The 15,484-nt window shown below is 63.5% G+C and carries 18 protein-coding genes and 1 pseudogene; 12 read left to right on the top strand and 7 right to left on the bottom strand.

What is annotated here, in order from left to right:
- Both ACWA13_RS04315 and ACWA13_RS04310 read right to left on the bottom strand, forming a co-directional pair.
- On the bottom strand, window positions 1-837 hold the full coding sequence (locus ACWA13_RS04315) for a tyrosine-type recombinase/integrase (protein WP_463936939.1): 837 nt from the start codon (window positions 835-837) through the stop codon (window positions 1-3).
- A gap of 331 nt (window positions 838-1,168) precedes the next feature.
- Window positions 1,169-2,005 carry an SGNH/GDSL hydrolase family protein gene (locus ACWA13_RS04310; protein WP_463936938.1) on the bottom strand — a complete coding sequence of 279 codons (837 nt, stop codon included), beginning with the start codon at window positions 2,003-2,005 and terminating at the stop codon, window positions 1,169-1,171.
- A 125-nt stretch (window positions 2,006-2,130) separates the two neighbouring features.
- Between ACWA13_RS04310 and ACWA13_RS04305 the strand changes: the two genes are divergently transcribed.
- Window positions 2,131-2,613, top strand: a complete 483-nt coding sequence (locus ACWA13_RS04305) for a hypothetical protein (RefSeq protein ID WP_463936937.1) — start codon at window positions 2,131-2,133, stop codon at window positions 2,611-2,613.
- Between the two features lie 108 nt (window positions 2,614-2,721).
- Window positions 2,722-3,478: pseudogene (locus ACWA13_RS04300) on the top strand (SDR family NAD(P)-dependent oxidoreductase).
- A 101-nt stretch (window positions 3,479-3,579) separates the two neighbouring features.
- Here the strand turns inward: ACWA13_RS04300 and ACWA13_RS04295 are convergent.
- Window positions 3,580-3,879 (bottom strand): DUF4193 domain-containing protein, encoded by a 300-nt coding sequence (locus tag ACWA13_RS04295; protein ID WP_330188298.1) that lies wholly within the window; start codon window positions 3,877-3,879, stop codon window positions 3,580-3,582.
- A gap of 130 nt (window positions 3,880-4,009) precedes the next feature.
- Here ACWA13_RS04295 and ACWA13_RS04290 point away from each other — a divergent pair, with 130 nt between their 5' ends.
- Window positions 4,010-4,291 (top strand): hypothetical protein, encoded by a 282-nt coding sequence (locus tag ACWA13_RS04290; protein WP_463936936.1) that lies wholly within the window; start codon window positions 4,010-4,012, stop codon window positions 4,289-4,291.
- 281 nt (window positions 4,292-4,572) lie between these two features.
- Here the strand turns inward: ACWA13_RS04290 and ACWA13_RS04285 are convergent, their stop codons facing one another.
- Window positions 4,573-4,962, bottom strand: coding sequence for a hypothetical protein (locus tag ACWA13_RS04285; RefSeq protein WP_463936935.1), 390 nt, complete (start codon window positions 4,960-4,962; stop codon window positions 4,573-4,575).
- Window positions 4,963-5,127: 165 nt separating this feature from the next.
- On the opposite strand from ACWA13_RS04285, the gene ACWA13_RS04280 reads away from it, so the two are divergent.
- The 6 genes from ACWA13_RS04280 to ACWA13_RS04255 all read left to right on the top strand — a co-directional run bounded on the left by ACWA13_RS04280 (window position 5,128) and on the right by ACWA13_RS04255 (window position 10,463).
- Window positions 5,128-5,739, top strand: a complete 612-nt coding sequence (locus ACWA13_RS04280; protein ID WP_463936934.1) for a GyrI-like domain-containing protein — start codon at window positions 5,128-5,130, stop codon at window positions 5,737-5,739.
- A 117-nt stretch (window positions 5,740-5,856) separates the two neighbouring features.
- A complete protein-coding gene (locus ACWA13_RS04275) occupies window positions 5,857-6,321 on the top strand; it encodes a MarR family winged helix-turn-helix transcriptional regulator (RefSeq protein ID WP_463936933.1) in 465 nt (154 codons plus the stop codon).
- On the top strand, window positions 6,318-7,613 hold the full coding sequence (locus ACWA13_RS04270; protein WP_463936932.1) for an MFS transporter: 1,296 nt from the start codon (window positions 6,318-6,320) through the stop codon (window positions 7,611-7,613). The genes ACWA13_RS04275 and ACWA13_RS04270 overlap by 4 nt, the downstream gene beginning before the upstream one ends.
- A gap of 53 nt (window positions 7,614-7,666) precedes the next feature.
- Window positions 7,667-8,260 carry a TetR/AcrR family transcriptional regulator gene (locus tag ACWA13_RS04265; RefSeq protein ID WP_463936931.1) on the top strand — a complete coding sequence of 198 codons (594 nt, stop codon included), beginning with the start codon at window positions 7,667-7,669 and terminating at the stop codon, window positions 8,258-8,260.
- Window positions 8,261-8,310: 50 nt separating this feature from the next.
- Complete coding sequence (locus ACWA13_RS04260; RefSeq protein WP_463937821.1) at window positions 8,311-9,246, top strand: DMT family transporter; 936 nt, start codon at window positions 8,311-8,313, stop codon at window positions 9,244-9,246.
- Window positions 9,231-10,463, top strand: a complete 1,233-nt coding sequence (locus ACWA13_RS04255) for an NYN domain-containing protein (RefSeq protein WP_463936930.1) — start codon at window positions 9,231-9,233, stop codon at window positions 10,461-10,463. The genes ACWA13_RS04260 and ACWA13_RS04255 overlap by 16 nt, the downstream gene beginning before the upstream one ends.
- A 56-nt stretch (window positions 10,464-10,519) precedes the next feature.
- Here the strand turns inward: ACWA13_RS04255 and ACWA13_RS04250 are convergent, their stop codons facing one another.
- Together ACWA13_RS04250 and ACWA13_RS04245 are read right to left on the bottom strand one after the other, a co-directional pair.
- Window positions 10,520-11,596 carry a hypothetical protein gene (locus ACWA13_RS04250; RefSeq protein WP_463936929.1) on the bottom strand — a complete coding sequence of 359 codons (1,077 nt, stop codon included), beginning with the start codon at window positions 11,594-11,596 and terminating at the stop codon, window positions 10,520-10,522.
- Window positions 11,597-11,625: 29 nt separating this feature from the next.
- A complete protein-coding gene (locus ACWA13_RS04245; protein ID WP_463936928.1) occupies window positions 11,626-12,477 on the bottom strand; it encodes a phosphatidylinositol-specific phospholipase C/glycerophosphodiester phosphodiesterase family protein in 852 nt (283 codons plus the stop codon).
- Window positions 12,478-12,734: 257 nt separating this feature from the next.
- On the opposite strand from ACWA13_RS04245, the gene ACWA13_RS04240 reads away from it, so the two are divergent.
- The 3 genes from ACWA13_RS04240 (at window position 12,735) to ACWA13_RS04230 (ending at window position 14,027) form a co-directional block, all read left to right on the top strand.
- Complete coding sequence (locus ACWA13_RS04240) at window positions 12,735-13,166, top strand: hypothetical protein (RefSeq protein ID WP_463936927.1); 432 nt, start codon at window positions 12,735-12,737, stop codon at window positions 13,164-13,166.
- Complete coding sequence (locus ACWA13_RS04235; RefSeq protein WP_463936926.1) at window positions 13,166-13,378, top strand: helix-turn-helix transcriptional regulator; 213 nt, start codon at window positions 13,166-13,168, stop codon at window positions 13,376-13,378. Before ACWA13_RS04240 ends, ACWA13_RS04235 begins: the two co-directional genes overlap by 1 nt.
- A 181-nt stretch (window positions 13,379-13,559) precedes the next feature.
- Window positions 13,560-14,027 (top strand): Lrp/AsnC family transcriptional regulator, encoded by a 468-nt coding sequence (locus ACWA13_RS04230; RefSeq protein WP_463937820.1) that lies wholly within the window; start codon window positions 13,560-13,562, stop codon window positions 14,025-14,027.
- Here ACWA13_RS04230 and ACWA13_RS04225 read toward each other — a convergent pair.
- Window positions 14,020-15,429 (bottom strand): amino acid permease, encoded by a 1,410-nt coding sequence (locus ACWA13_RS04225; protein ID WP_463936925.1) that lies wholly within the window; start codon window positions 15,427-15,429, stop codon window positions 14,020-14,022. The genes ACWA13_RS04230 and ACWA13_RS04225 overlap by 8 nt on opposite strands.
- Window positions 15,430-15,484 lie beyond the last annotated feature (55 nt).

Here is a 15,484-nt window from a genome sequence, read left to right as displayed (position 1 = left end):
CTATGCGGCGGTGGGCAGCTCAAGCCTGCTCACCGCCGCTGTTCGTGCTGTGGACGATACCCGCGTGTAAATCTGCGTGGTAGCAAGACTCTCGTGCCGTAGTAGCTCCTGCACTGTGCGCAAGTCCGCGCCTGACTCCATCAAAGTGGTTCCATACCAGTGTCGAAGCATGTGCGGTGTGCCTCTGACCCCAGCCCGCTCCATGGCCCTACTGATTGCCACCCCAACGGCCTGTGGCCCTACGGCGCGCGTCCGGTCTCTCTGGGACGGGAACCACGGCCCCCGCTCGGGCATTAGCTCAGCAACCTCGGCAAGGTCTGGATGAAGCGGAATGTTGGCAGTTTTGGAACCTTTGCCTGTGACCGTCAGCATGCCGGCCCCGCGATCTATATCCCCGCCGTCAAACTTGGCTATCTCGTGAATACGCAAGCCGGCCAACGCTCCAAGCAGGACCATAGCCCGCGCTCGGGGCGTTTTTGTGACCTCCAGCAACCGCCCCAGTTCATCCGTCCGCACCGGGCGCGGCACGCCTTTGGGCCGCTTGGGAGTGGGCACCTTTGCCATCGGAGAGTCAACAGTCAATTCCATCTCAACCAGCCATTTGTACCAAGCGCGCAAGGCCGTGTGGTAGGTCGCCCGGGTCGATGCCTTCAGCCCCTCCTTGCCAAGGAAGCGCACCACGTCAACGCGGCTAATCAGCAAAGGCGGCGCTTCGCCACACAGGCCCGCCACAATTTGGGCACGCTCTGTAATGGTCCGCAGGCTCAGCCCTGCTGCCCGCTGCCACATTGCCCAGGTATCCAACAAGTCATCGAGTGTTTCCGGTTCGTCCCTCACGATGGTTAATCCTCACGCCTAATACAACCGCGAATGGACAAATAGCCGCATTTCAGCTCGTGATGTTAAGCACGCGGCTGATGTGACTGGTGGTGAGATTGTGCCTGCATTTCGGCCATCACGCGGCGTCGGCCAGGTCGGGAAAAAGCTCCAAAACAGGCGAACTGGTCACCTTGTAATGAAAGGTCATCAGTTCGATTCTGATAGGAAGCTCGTAAGAAGAACCCCGGACAGTCGTTTGATCGCGACGGTGCGGGGTTTTTTGTTGGTTGAGCTGAACGCCGAGGGGCAGAAGCGTCTGCCGATTCTGCGGCGGGGCACCAACAACCCATTACTGCTGGCTGCCCCACCATGACGCCTGCCAAGTGAGATCAGCCAGACGCGCCTGGCCCTCCAGGCTCGGATGGAAGTAATCGAGCACGCTGACGTCACTTGCCGAGAACTTGAAGCCGTGCACAGCGTTGTTGTCCCAACGGCAGTTCTTGTACCGGGAGCACTCGTCGGCAAGGATCTGGTCGAACGCGAGTTTCCGCTTGACCACCAACTGCCGCTGCTCTTCGGTGTTGCCGGCAGCAAGCATCGACGGGCAGGTGCCGCGGGACCATGCCTCGCGTGCAGCGGCGTTGTTTTCCAAAGCCTCCCAGAGTTGGTAGAGATCCGGGATGCTGCTGACGAAGATGCGGGCCCTCGGTATTCCTCGGTCGAGCGTCGCCAAAGCGGTCTCGATGTGCGCAGCAAATTCCGCCTCGGACGTCATCGTGGTTGCAGACGAGGCGCAGAGGTCATTTGCTCCGATCAGGATGGTCACGTATTCCACGTTCTGCTCCACGGCCATCGTGGCCTGGTCCGGAAGGTGCCTGGCTCTGGACCCGCTGACGGCGTTGTTGTGGTTGCGCCCAGCGATGGCGGGTTCCAGCCTTATCAGCCGCTCATAGTGGCTGCTGACGCCGTCGCCGGGGCCCTGTCCGGTGGACCATGAGTGCAGCGAGTTGTCACTGTTCGAACAACACACTGCCAGGGCCCGGGTAATGGAGTCGCCCAAGGCTGCCATGGAGGTGGGCGGCGATGGCGACGAAATTGGCGGCGGTGCGGTCGGGATTGGCTGCGCAGCCGTGATCGCCGCGAGCATGACAAACGGCAGGAGCAGGAACCGCGCAACTTTCGGCACAGCCATCTCCTCGGTGGGCCGGAGGTGCGCCGGCAACCCGCACTGCCAGATGCCGACGTGTACTAGCCGACGGTATGTCCCCGCTCTGGCCCGTGTCCAGCGCCGCGGCCCCATAGACTCAAACCATGAAGATGGGTTGGGGGATCCTCGGGGCCGCGGCGTTGGCGGTCAGCTTTCCCCTTTCGGGCTGCAGTAACGCCTGCACCACGATTGGCTATGTCAGCACCCTCACGGTGAATCTTGAAGGGGATGCCACTACCGTCGACGAAGTCCAGATCTGCGCTGGCGAGGTTTGCTCGGTTTCAGAGTCGCCGTCAGCTCCCCCGAGAATAATTGTTCAGGAATCCCTGGACGCCAGGGCAAGTCCCACGCCGGCTCCCGAGCCCTCCCCGTCCTACTACGGCACCAGGACCGACGCCGACACCTGGGTTTTCACCTTCATCCCTGGGCCGCATCCCGAGCATGTGTCTGTCCGCGCCCTCGCGGAAGACGGCACCGTGCTGGCCGAGCAGGAGAACGCCCTGGTGTGGACCAGGACGGGTGGGACGGCCCGGTGCGGTGGACCGGTCACCACACCGGCGATCACCCTGGCACTCGCTGAACCCTGAACCTGACCTTGTGCCGTAGGCCCTCCTGGCTAGACTCAAATCGTGGCCCCATGACGGGTATCGAGGCGCCCCGGAACCTCTGCGCCGCACAACCGGAAGGAACCGAAAATGGCACAGTTCACGGACAAGGTCGCCTTGGTCACGGGAGGCGGCTCAGGAATCGGCGAGGCAGTCAGCAAGGAACTCGCGGCCAAGGGCGCCAGCGTTGTGGTGACGGACATCAACCTGGAGGCGGCTCAGCGGGTGGTCCAGGAAATTCTCGACGCCGGCGCAAAGGCCTCTGCAGTACGGCAGGACACCGCCAAAAAGGAAGACGCGGAGATGGTGGTGCGTCACGCCGTCGACACTTACGGTTCGCTGCACCTGGCGGTCAACAACGCGGGCATTGGCGGCAAGCAGGCGCCGGCAGGTGAAACCGATTTGGAGGAATGGGACAAGGTCATCGGCAAACCTCAATGGCGTGCTTTACGGCATGCGGTACCAGATTCCGGAGATGCTCAAAGCCGGCGGCGACAAATGCGCCATCGTCAACATGGCCTCCATCCATGGTTCTGTGGCCGCCCCTGGCAATGGTGCCTACACAGCTGCCAAGCACGGCGTAGTGGGGATCACCCGGAACGCTGCGGCCGAATACGGCGCCCAGGGCTTGCGCATCAACGCTGTGGGGCCCGGCTACATCAGGACCCCGCTGGTTGAGAACAGTCTCAGTCAGGAGGTCCGCGACGCCCTTGCGGCCAAACACTCACTGGGCCGGCTCGGCACCGCCGAGGAAGTGGCGCACCTGGTCAGCTTCCTCCTATCCGATGAGGCGTCCTTCATAACCGGCGGTTACTACCTTGTGGACGGCGGTTACACAGCTGTGTGACAGCCCGCCCGTCCCGCGGTTAGTCCTGGGGCAGCCAAAAAAATCCCTCCCGCCGGCTGATGGTGCCAGCCGGCGGGAGGGATCATGGGTTGGATCAGGTTTTAGCCTTCACATTCCACGCAGTACGCATGGCCGTTCTTTTCCCGGGCGAGCTGGGAGCGGTGGCGGACCAGGAAGCAGGACCAGCAGGTGAACTCGTCGCTGGCTTGCGGGATGACCTGGACAACCAGTTCCTCGGCGATGAAGTCGCCGGGAAGGTTGACCCCGTCAACATTGTCCGCTTCATCCAGCTCCAGGACCACGCTGCGGGCATCTGGCGTATTCGCGGAACGCAGGGCCTCCAGGGACTTGTCCTGGGACTCCTTAACGTCTGACCGGAGTTCGTCGTAATCGGCTGCCAATTCGGTGCAACTCTTTTCTCTAGTTCTTGCCTTGTCGCGTCTGCAACGTACAGCATCTTGCGGATATTCCCAACCCCTACCGTTCGAGCAGGCGTTGGATGTGCCATTGCCGATGCCGCTGGAGCGTTGCATGCAGTTCCCGCAGCCACTCCGGATCACCCATATTTGCACCCGCGTCCAGCACTCCTTCGAGATGCACGAGCAACCTTGCCGAAGCAGCCAGCGAGTGGAGCGGCAGGCTGCGTTCCTCCTCCACGGTGAAGGCACGGCGGCTCCGGTAGCCGGAAAGAAAGGCAGCCAGCAGGCCCGGATGCCCGCGGGTGCCGGGCGTAACGCCGGTCAGGTCGCACACGGCCAGGGCGACATCGCCCGCGAAGAATCCGTAGTGGGCTTCATCGACATCAAAGAATGATACGCCACCGGAACTGAACTGAGGTTGTCGAGCTCGAAGTCACCGTGGCACATCCCACGGGAATGGAAAGCAGGGTCCAGCGAAGCAATCTTGTCTGCGACATTTCTCACAGCGTCAGTCAGATCACTGTCACCAAAGCCGGCCTGCACGTCCAGCCCCCGGGGGTGAGTGCCGCCGTCGTAATTTTCGGCCCGTTCGTTCCTGCCTGCACCGGTTGCACCGTTGCGATGAATCCCGGCCAGTGCACTCCCCCACGCTGAGGCCTGGGCTTCAGTCAGCGCCTAAACTTCGATTTCCGCTCCAGGCGCTTCGGGAACCAGCATGGCGGTGGCTTCGCCCATCGGCGTGCTGATGCTTTCCGTAAGGCGCCCGTTGATACTGGGCAGCGGACTGACCGAGCCAAGGCCACGCTCCGTCCAGGCTGGCATGAACTGTGCACTATTTTCGAGCTTCCCTGCGGCCGGGGTGGCAGCAGGCGCGAACCGGAGATAGGTTGCTTCCCCGTGGCCAGATGAGGGCGGAACTATGAACACATGGCTGGCGCTGGACCTCAACCAGCGTGCGGATCCGGCGGGTATGCCCCAGGCTGCTGCGACGGCATCGGCAGTCGGGCTGCGCCATTGCGCGTCCACCGAACTGCTGATCTGCAGGATGCGGGATAGCGGAAGCATTTCGGGTAACTCGCTTTCGGGGGTGCTTTGTCTACTTCCATGGAAGCGTAGAACACGGCCACGGGATACAAGTACACGCCGTACCTTGTCCGGGACCTGCGGCATGTGCAGAACGAACACTAAACTCTGGCTGTCAGCAACGTAGCCGCCATGAAGGGACCTGCCGTGAAAACGGACCTCCGACTGCAGCATCCGGACTACTACAACCCTCCGAACCGGCCGGTCCTGGCTTCCTTCGGGACGATTCCCTACGTGTCCATCAATGGACGCGGCGCTCCCGGCGGTCCTGAGCACGCCGCGGCCATGGAGGCTTTGTACCCGGTGGCCTACGCCGCGAAGTTTGCTGCGAAGGCCCAGGGGCAGGATTTCACTGTGGCCAGGCAGGAGGGTCTGTGGTGGTTCGACGTCCATTTGCCGGCTGCCGAGGTGCCGCGCGAGGAATGGAGCTGGACGCTGCTGATCCGTCTCCCGGACTTCGTCAGCGAGGAGGCTCTGAACGCGGCGAAAACCACGGCAGCCGCCAAAAAGCCGGACAACGAGGCCATCGGGAAGGTCCATTACAAGGAACTGGACGAAGGGCAATGCGTGCAGATGATGCACCACGGGCCCTTCAACACCGAGCCGGACTCCGTGCGCATCATGGAGCAGTTCATGGACGAGCGTGGGCTCGCATATAACGGCCTGCATCACGAAATCTACGTGACCGACTTCCGGCGGGTGCCTCCGGAAAAACAGCGGACCGTGCTGCGGTATCCGGTGAAACCCCGGCGCCAGTAGCCCAAGAACAAGAAGAGCAGACGACGGCGGCACCGCCCCGCTGGAGATTTCCCCGATCCTGCGGAATAATCGTTAGCAACGCTAATTATCAAAGCTAACGAAAATCGGAGACCTTCCATGACGAATGGCAGCCAGGCCAAGGAAACGTGGAACTCCACGGAGCACACCCGCCCAGACATGCTCGCGATCGACCTGCGGATCGCTATCATGCGGACCTCCCGCAGGCTGCGCACCGAGGCGAGCGGCGACTTCGTCTCGCCCGGGCAGTACGCGGCGCTGACCCACCTTCAGAAGGGTTCCCGCACCCTGCGCGAACTTGCACAACTCGAAAACGTCCAGGCACCATCGATGACCCGGATCACCAACGCCCTCGCCGAACAGGGCTTGGTAACGCGTACCGGCCACCCGGACGATGGCCGCCAGGTCCTGCTGTCCATCACCGCCGCCGGCGAAACGGTAATTGACGAGGCCCGCAGCCACCGCACCGCCTGGCTCGCCCAGCGGGTAGCCGTGCTGAGCGACGAGGACCGCCTGATCCTAAGCCGGGCGGCGCAGCTGATGTTGGAAATGAGTGCCAGGTGATCACCACGTTCCGCGCCCTGGAAAACCGCAATTACCGGATGTGGGCTGGCGGCGCCCTGGTCTCCAACATCGGCACCTGGATGCAGCGGGTTGCCCAGGACTGGCTGGTGCTCACCGTCCTGACCGACCATTCCGGCACGGCCGTCGGCATCACCACCGGATTACAGTTCCTGCCCATGCTGATCCTGGGCCCCTATGCCGGCCTGCTGGCGGACCGACACAGCAAACGGCGCATCCTGGTGTGGGCCCAGACCGCCATGGGCATCTGCGCGCTGGTAGTGGGCCTCCTGGTAGTGCTGGGATCGGCGCAGTTGTGGCAAATTTATGTGGCTGCCCTGGGCCTTGGCGTGGCCAGCGCGTTCGACGGCCCCGCCCGGCAGGCGTTCGTCTCCGAAGTGGTGAGCCATAAAGACCTTCCCAACGCCGTGGCGCTCAACTCGGCCTCATTCAACGCAGGCCGGCTGGCCGGCCCTGCCATCGCCGGCCTGCTCATTGCCTGGATCGGCACCGGACCCGTTTTCCTGCTCAACGCAGCCAGCTTCCTGGCCGTGATCATCTCGCTGGCCCGGATACGCGGGGCGCAGCTGTTTCCGTCCACACCCGCCGCCCGTGGGAAGCACCAGGTTTCTGAGGGCCTGCGGTACGTACGGGTCAACCCGGAGCTCGTACTGATTCTGATCCTTGTTGCCCTGGTGGCCTCGTTCGGCATGAACTTCCAGGTGACCAACGCGCTGATGGCAACGGCTGAGTTCGGCGTGGGCCCGGGCGAGTTCGGGCTCCTTGGCACCATCATGGCAGTCGGGACGCTGGCGGCCGCCTTGCTCGCCGCCAGCAGGCCATTCCCCCGGCTTCGGGTCCTGCTGGGTGGGGCATTGGGGCTGGGGTTCTTCTCGCTGGTCGCCAGCGTCGCGCCGTCGTATTGGACGTATGCCGCTGTTCTGGCGTTGGTGGGCCTTGCCTTAATGACGTTTCTCAACAGCTGCAACACACGCATTCAGCTCTCCGTGGATCCGCAGTTCCGCGGCCGGGTGATGGCGTTCTACCTCTCAGTGCTGCATGGCGGCACCGCCCTGGGCGCCCCACTGATTGGCTGGGTTGCCACCGAACTCGGAGCGCGCTGGTCCATTGCCGGCGGGGGCCTGATAGTGCTGCTGGGTGCGGGAACCGCGCTCCTCGTTGTCCGGCGCCGCAACGGTGCAGCGGTTCCCCCGGTGCCGCTACCGTCGGACAACGACGGCGAACAGAAGGCACACCGGTCAGCGCCGGGATTGAAACGTCCCGAAGGGCAGTAGCAAGTAGGTAGACTGCGCTACCTACCATAACCAAGCGACACACGGAGAAAATGATGCCTGAAACTCTCCCGGTGGCCGCCACCCGGCGGCGGCCTGCCCGGGAGGCCATCCTTGACGCGGCGGCACGACGGTTTTATGCCAACGGCCTCGCTGGAACCGGAATCGACGCCATCACGGCTGAGGCGGGGGTGGCCAAGAAGAGCCTGTACAACAACTTCGCGTCGAAGTCTGAGCTGGTAACTGCGTACCTGACGGCCCGTCATGAGGAATGGCTTGGCCTGTACCGGGCAAGGCTGGCCGAGGCCGGCAGCCCCCGCGATCGGGTCCTCGCAGTTTTCGACGCTTACGCGGATCACGCGAACATGGCCTATGACCATGGCTTCCGGGGGTGTGGTCTGCTGAACGCCGCGGCAGAACTGCCCGCCGGTGAACCGGGCCGGGATGCTGTACGTCGCCACAAGGGAGAAGTTGAAACACTGCTGCTGGACCCGCTGGCAGAACTTTTCCCCCGGGACCGCGCCGTACCGATGGCCCGGCATCTGGCATTCCTGCTGGAGGGGTCCATGGCCCGTGCCGGACTGGAAGGCACAGATCGGTGCCTGCGCGAGGCGCGCGGCCTCGCGGCAGCCATGCTGGACGCCGCGTGAGTTCCGGGGCTGTCAAACAGGGCAGGTTCAGCGGGAGCACCTGGGGCGCGATGTTCGTCCTGGCCACATCGGTCCTGTGGGGAACCACCGGCACCGCTGCCACATTCGCTCCGGAGGTCAGCCCACTGGCAATCGGCGCGGTGGCCATGGGGTTCGGCGGGCTGCTGCAGGCGTCCATAGCGGCCCGACCTATCGCGGCATTTTCATCGCTCTTGCAAAGCCGGTGGCGGACACTCGCCCTGGGTGCCGTCGCAGTAGCAACCTATCCGCTGGCCTTCTACTCATCGATGCATCTGGCCGGCGTTGCGGTGGGCACAGTGGTTTCCATCGGTTCCGCTCCCCTGGCGTCTGCAGTGGTGGAGCGGATGGTGGATAAGCGGCCTTTCACGCGCAAGTGGGCAGCGGGTGCTGCCCTGGGAGTGTCCGGGGCGCTTCTGCTGTGCTTCGCGGACGCCGGACACAGCAATGGCGCCTCCACGTCCGCCTGGTCCACGGTTGCCGGGATCGGTCTGGGACTGTTCGCGGGTCTGACGTATGCCATCTACTCCTGGGCCGCTCATCGGCTCATGAACACCGGGGTGCCGTCGGCGGCTGCCATGGGGTCCATCTTCGGGATCGGTGGCCTGCTGCTGATGCCCGTGTTGGTCGTCACCGGGGCGCCATTGACAGCATCCTGGCAAAACCTGGCCGTCGGCATCTACATGGCAGTTGTTCCGATGTTTGCCGGCTACGTCCTGTTCGGCTGGGGCCTGGCGCGCGTCCGAGCCAGCACGGCCACCACAATCTCACTGACGGAGACGGTGGTGGCCGCCCTTCTGGCCGTGGTGATCGTGGGCGAACGGCTTCCGTTGCCCGCATGGATCGGTGCGGGCATGATCATTGGCAGCCTGTTCGTCCTGACATTGCCCGGTTCCAAGGTCTCGAAGAGCAAACCGTCGCTCGAGGCTGAGGTTGCTGGCACACTTAGCCCATGGACGAGGCACTGATTCCCTCCCGGCGGCCAGGCATCCGCGCCGCCATGTTTGTGGATTTCGACAACGTTTACACGGGCCTGCAGGCTCTTGACCCAATGGCGGCAAAACGGTTTGCCGAGGACCCCAAACATTGGGCGGATGCATTGTCTGCGGGAGGCTCCGGTGAGGCTACCCGCCGCTTCCTGATCCGCAACTGCTACCTGAACCCGGTGGTGTACTCCAAGTACCGGACCTACTGGACCCGTGCGGGCTTCCGGGTAATTGATTGCCCCTCGCTGACGCAGCGCGGCAAGAGCAGCACGGATATCAATCTGGTTTTAGATGCCATGGATGCCCTGTCCGGCGGTGGCGGCATAGAAGAATTCTTTATCGCCTCGGCTGACGCCGACTTCACCTCCCTGGTCCAGCGATTCCGGGCGGCCGACCGGATGACCACCGTCATCGCCGCCGGCGCCGTGGCCTTTGCGTACCGGGAGATGGCGGACCATGTGGTGGAGGCGCACGACTTCGTGGCGATCATTAACGGCACCGCGGTGGAGTCGATCCATCCCGTGGCGTCCGGGGATCAGACTCCTGCCGCCGCGGCGAAGGCCAAGGTCAAGGCCGTTTCCCCGGCCGTCCACGAGGTCATCGAGTTTGTGCACTCCGCGCCCGGGCCGGTAGTTGGCGCGATGGTGGCGCACCGCGCCCTGGTGGCCGACCCCTCCCTGAAGAATGACTGGGGCGGCTACGGGAAGTTCGGCTCATGGGTGGCCCAAATCGGCCAGTGGGTGGAGTACTCACCTGTCCAGGGCGGCTGGGTCTGGGACGGCCGGAGGTTCTCCGGCGAGGATCTGCCCTCACCTGCGGATCTCCAGCCCGGCGTCGAGGAGCAGGTCACCAGGGTCACGGACGTGCCGGCACTTTCCGAAGCCCAGTTCCGGCAGATGTTCCGCTCCCTGGAGGCGAGGCTCCGCGAGAACCTGTCAAACCGCACTGAGCTCTCCCGTGCGGTGCGGGACGACTGTGTGAACGCCGGCCAGCCGGTCTCGCGCAACGCCGTGAACTTCGTCCTTCAGGGCCTGGCTTACGTCAATTTCCAGCTCAGCGACACGGTGACGGCCGAAGAATTGGCCGCCGCCTGGACCGCGAACGTGGAGGAACTCTGCCGGGTGGCACTCCTGGAGTTCGACGCCGCCGAGGTCCAGGCCGTGCGGCGCTGGGCCAGCGGAGGCTTACTCGAGGGCTGACAAAACAAAGCGGACGACGGCGGAACCTCCCGCCGTCGTCCGCTTTGCCCTTGTGGCTACTGGCTGAAGGTGACCTTCTCCCAAGTCAGGATGTCCGTGCCATCGGCATTGTTCCCGGCCACCGAGAACCGGACATAGTTGGTGGCGTTGGCGGAGCCGTCAACCGTGATGCGCTGCAGGTCATCTGCGGCGGACTGCCCGTAGATGTTCAGCCACGGTGAGCCCTCTGACAGCGGCCGGTTCTCGGCGAAGACGTGGCTGTCGCCGTTAATGAGGTAGACCGGGCGGTCGAAGCGGTTGGTCTCGTCAATGATTGCCGCCACAATCTCGCGGAATCCGGAGACCATTTCGGGGTCGGCGGTGGCAGCGGCAAGCAGCGACGGGTCGAACATGTCCGCCTGCGTCATCAGCACCACGGCGCGGTCGTTGCGGCGTTCGGCGTCAGCAAAGGTGCTGCGGATCTGTTCCAGGACGGCGCCCGTGCGGTGCCGGACTTCGGCGAGCTGCTCCGGCGTGGGAGCTGATTCTCCCAGGCCGCTCCACGGCTGGAGTGAGTTGTTGCTGCCCTGGATGTTGACCACAGAGAAGGCGACGCGGTTCTGGGTAAAGCGGACGTTTTCCGGAAGCCCAAGGCTCTCCTGGGTCTTGACCGGCATCGTGGCGCCCAAGGTCTTTCCGGGCTCGTCAAAGAAGAGCTCCCGGAGCTTGTCCAGCCGCTCGAGGGGGTTGTAGGCACCGTTGTTGGTGCGGTGGCAGTCCACCCACTCGTTATCGCCCGGGGTGAAGACCAGCGGGTGCTCGAAGGCGTCGAACTGTGCCCGGATGTGGGCGAAGTACTCATCCGAACAAACCGTTGAGCCGTTTTTGATGTCGCCCACGTGGGCAACGAAGTTCAGGGCGGCATCTGCATTGATGTCCTGGATGCGGGACGGGAACTTGGCGATTTCGGCCGCGCCGTAGGGAATGTCGCCAATGACGCCGAAGGTGAACGCCTGGCCGGTGGAGCTGGTGGAGACACCGGATGCTTTGGCTGTCTCGGCTGCCTCAGCTGCGTTGGCGGGCTGCGACGACGCCAGGAGGCCGAGCGCAAGGGCGAGTGCCACCGTCGTGATTTTGGTCGTCTTTGAACGCATGGACGTGCTCCTGTTTCTGGTGGGGTCTCTTAAAGCGTGCGGGCGGCGAGGAACTGTTCCAGCGCCGGCAGATCGTCGGTGTTGATGTGGTCCACTCCGGCCTTGTGGAGCTCCGTCCACACAGCCTCCCGGGCCGCGCCAGCCTGGTCAGGGGTGGCCCAGAAGCGGACCCGGTAGCCGGCGGCGTGGGCGGTTTCCACGTATGCCTGGAGTTTGGCACGCTCGGACTCGGGCATGGGTCCGACGCCCCGCCAGCTGAAGAGCCTGGTCCAGTTGTCACTGACCAGGGGCATCAGGCCCGCGGACCTTCCGGTGTTGAGGTCACCGGAGCGGCCGTCATAGAACGCGAACCGCTTGTCCGCCGCTTCCATGGTGGCCAGGGGCCGGTTCCCGCTCACCACTGCCGTAACCGGGCCGGTTTTGGTTTTGCCGTTGATGTAGCGGCTCATGATGGCCGGGTGTTCGCTGAGTTCCTGCTCGATGGCGGCATAGGTGGTTTCGGCCTCGCTCTTGATGTCGATCAGCAGTTGGAGGCTGCCGTCCCACTGCGGGTAGACACTGTGGCCCCGCTGGCGCACCAGGTCTTCTAGGGGATCCAGGTAGAGGCTTTCCAGCGTCACGCCCGGCTGGACGTCTTCAAGGTCGTGCGCCACCAGCAGTTCGCCGTCCACCAGCCAGACATCGGCCTCGACACTGGTAAAACCGTGCTCGAGGGCGTCGAAGAGCGGGCGGTCGTGCTCGTAGTCGTTGTGGGCGTGGGCGGCTGCAAGCGGCTGGCCCAGGACCACGGGCCCTGGTGCGTTGGCGGCGGTTGCCGGGGCGGCGATTCCAGTCAGGGACGTGACGGCCACAAGGGCGGTAATGGCGCTTTTCAGGAACACAGGGTTCTCCTCGGATACGGCTCAGGGTTCACCACCCGGATTTGCGGCGCCGGGCGGGAGGGTGCCTGAAGGAGCCTTCCAGCCATGGACCAACAAGCGGGGACACTGCGGTTTCATCGCCGTGAACGGCAGGTGTCCCTTGGCTGGAACCAGCACCACACTCGGAACAGGGGGTGTAAAGCGTACTTGACTGTAAAGCGTGCTTGACTAATGATGGAGGAACGAACCCGTACTGCCCACCTCCAAAGGATCCCGCCATGGCCAATACCTCGAAACCCCGCGCTCCGTTCAATGCCTGGGCAGCCACCATCGCACTGTCACTGGCGGCGTCTTTTGGCGCAGCCGCCCTGATCGCCCGCGTTGTCTACCCGGACAATTTCGCCGTAGCCTTCCCCGTGTTCGGCTTTTCCCTGCTGGGGCCCACAGGTGCCCTGATGTGGATGCTGTTCGTCTCCCGGTACACAGTGCAAGTGGAGCCGCAGGCGGAACAGGGCGTCGAGATCTCCTGGCTCCACCAGGCAGGGTTTGGCGCCCTCACCGACGTCTTCCTGCTGGCCGGAGTAGGCAGTGCCGTTGTTGCCCTGAGCGGGATGCCGCTCAGCGGAACAGCCGCACTCATGGGCACGGCCACCCTTGCGGCACTCAGCTTGGCCGTACGCTACAGGGTCCTACGCCACCGCAACGCGTGATGGAAAACAACATTGCGCAGCTCCGTGCAGAAGATGGCCTTTCACAAGCAGCGCTGGCCGAGCGCGTTGGCGTCTCGCGGCAGACCATCATCTCCATAGAACGGGGGCGCTTTGATCCTTCGCTTCCGCTTGCGTTCCGCCTTGCCAGGACCTTCAACTGCCGCATCGAGGATCTGTTTACCTTCTCCGAAAGCCCTGCCGAAGAACAGTAAGCCCCGGCAAAGCAAAGCGGACGACGGCGGAACCTCCCGCCGTCGTCCGCTTTGCTTTTGCTGCCGCTCGTACTGCACAGGCTTGCCGTACTACACTCTGAAAGCAGTGAGCAGATTGCCACGTTTTCAGCAGGACAGCATGCATTCTGCGGCAGAACTACCAATGGAGGTAAGGCCTGTGGTGTCAGTCGACGGCGTGGATGCCAGAATTGTAAGATTCTTTACCGACTCACCGAGGTCATCGGTGCTGGAGGCTTCGCGGATTCTCAAGATTTCCCGCGCCACCGTCCAGTCCCGCCTGGACAAGATGGTGGAGAACCGCGTCATCGAATCCTGGGTGCCGCAACCGGACCCGGCCCGTTTCGGTTTCCCGGTGGTCTCCTTCTGCTCGCTGACGATCAATCAGGACATGGGCCACGACGCAGTGGTCGCAGTCCTCGCCGGGATTCCTGAACTAATGGAGATACACACTGTTTCCGGGAGTTTTGACCTGATGGTGCGCATCGTGGCCCGGTCCAATTCGGATCTGCAGCGTGTGCTCGACGCCATGATCGCGACGAAAACGATTCTTCGTTCATCCTCGGTGATCGTCCTGAACACCCATTTCCAGGGCAGGACGCTGCCCCTCCTGGAGGCTGCGGCTACCTGACCTCAACATCCCGTTCTGACTTGCCGCGGGAACCTGCCGCTACCTTGCAGGCGACGGCGATACCCGCGGTGAGTGCGATGGTGGACAGGAGCTGCGTCCTGGCAACGGGGTCGAAACAGGTCAGGACGAGGATGGCTGCGAGGATCACCATTCCGGCGATGGTCAGGTAGGGAAAGGCCCGCATCCTCAAGGTGAGGGCCTGGCCGGCCTGGTCCGCCCGCCGTCGAAGGACGAACTGGGACAAAAGCACCGAGGCCCACACCAGAAGGACGGTTGACCCCACGAGGTTCAGCAGTGCCGGCAGTATCCGCTCCGGAAAGAAGAGTTCCAACACGGTGGAGACAATCCCTACCGCCACCGATACCAGCACAGCAACAACGGGCGCCTTCGCTTTGTTGAGGTGCAGCAGCAGCCTGGGCGCGTCGCCGCGCTCAGCCAGCGAGTAGATCATTCTCGAGGCACCGTAGAGGTTGGCGTTCAGGGCCGAAAGCAGGGCCACAACTGCCACCAGGATGATGGCCGTCTCCGCCCCCGGAATCCGGGCAACAGAGAGGACTGCGGCGAACGGAGAATTGAGCTCTTCAGAATCCCAGGGCACGACGGTCACGATGATGGCAAGTGAACCGATGTAGAAGACCATGATCCGCCAAACAACCGTGCGGATTGCCTTGCCTACGCTGCGGACTGGATCAGCGGTCTCCGCCGCGGCCACGCTGACTATTTCCGTTCCACCAAAGGCAAAGACCACCACGAGAAGGGCGGAGGCAATTCCGGGCCAGCCCGCCGGCGCGAACCCGCCGTTATCAAAGATGTTGGTCAGCCCGGGGGAATTTGTATTGGGCAGCCAGCCGAAGATCAGGGCAGCGCCGATGAAGAGGAACAAGATGATGGCGGCGACCTTGAGGATGGCGAACCAGAACTCGAACTCTCCGTAGTTCTTCACGCCCGCGACGTTGATGACCGAGAAGACGCCGATAAACAGCAGGGACAGGAGCCACACTGACAGGCCCGGGAACACGGACGCCAGGAGGGCTGCGGCGCCGATGGCTTCGGCTGCAATCACCACAACCAGCTGGAACCACCAAAGCCATCCGACGGTTGACCCGGCGGTTTTTCCGAAGGCCCTCTGCGTGTAGACGGAGAAGGCCCCCGAACTGGGGTTCGCTGCGGCCAGCTCGCCCAGGGCCTGCATCACGATGATGACGAGTGTGCCGGCGACCAGGTAAGAGAGGAGCACGGCCGGCCCTGCCGCCTGGACGCCGACGCCGGACCCCAGGAACAGCCCGGCACCGATGGCGCTGCCCAGCCCCATCATGGTCAGCTGGCGTGAATTCATGGACCGGCCCAGCCCGGGCCGCCCATCAGGGGGTGCAGCAGTGGTTGCAGTAACAGCAGTGTCCATGCAGATGCCTCATCAGAGTCGGGAGGCGGACGCGTGATCCACCTCGAAGGAATAT

This window comes from Pseudarthrobacter sp. TRD_SC_9 (assembly GCF_055361265.1).
The sequence above is the reverse complement of the archived record's forward strand: the minus strand, read 5'-3'. Positions and strand labels throughout refer to the sequence as shown.

Excerpts from the sequence above, each read along its gene's own strand:
- ACWA13_RS04305 (WP_463936937.1), top strand. The coding sequence starts at position 2,131 with ATGAAGATGGGTTGGGGGATCCTCGGGGCCGCGGCGTTGGCGGTCAGC.
- ACWA13_RS04290 (WP_463936936.1), top strand. The coding sequence starts at position 4,010 with ATGCAGTTCCCGCAGCCACTCCGGATCACCCATATTTGCACCCGCGTC.
- ACWA13_RS04285 (WP_463936935.1), bottom strand. The coding sequence starts at position 4,962 with ATGCTTCCGCTATCCCGCATCCTGCAGATCAGCAGTTCGGTGGACGCG.
- ACWA13_RS04275 (WP_463936933.1), top strand. The coding sequence starts at position 5,857 with ATGACGAATGGCAGCCAGGCCAAGGAAACGTGGAACTCCACGGAGCAC.
- ACWA13_RS04265 (WP_463936931.1), top strand. The coding sequence starts at position 7,667 with ATGCCTGAAACTCTCCCGGTGGCCGCCACCCGGCGGCGGCCTGCCCGG.
- ACWA13_RS04260 (WP_463937821.1), top strand. The coding sequence starts at position 8,311 with ATGTTCGTCCTGGCCACATCGGTCCTGTGGGGAACCACCGGCACCGCT.
- ACWA13_RS04255 (WP_463936930.1), top strand. The coding sequence starts at position 9,231 with ATGGACGAGGCACTGATTCCCTCCCGGCGGCCAGGCATCCGCGCCGCC.
- ACWA13_RS04250 (WP_463936929.1), bottom strand. The coding sequence starts at position 11,596 with ATGCGTTCAAAGACGACCAAAATCACGACGGTGGCACTCGCCCTTGCG.
- ACWA13_RS04240 (WP_463936927.1), top strand. The coding sequence starts at position 12,735 with ATGGCCAATACCTCGAAACCCCGCGCTCCGTTCAATGCCTGGGCAGCC.
- ACWA13_RS04235 (WP_463936926.1), top strand. The coding sequence starts at position 13,166 with ATGGAAAACAACATTGCGCAGCTCCGTGCAGAAGATGGCCTTTCACAA.
- ACWA13_RS04225 (WP_463936925.1), bottom strand. The coding sequence starts at position 15,429 with ATGGACACTGCTGTTACTGCAACCACTGCTGCACCCCCTGATGGGCGG.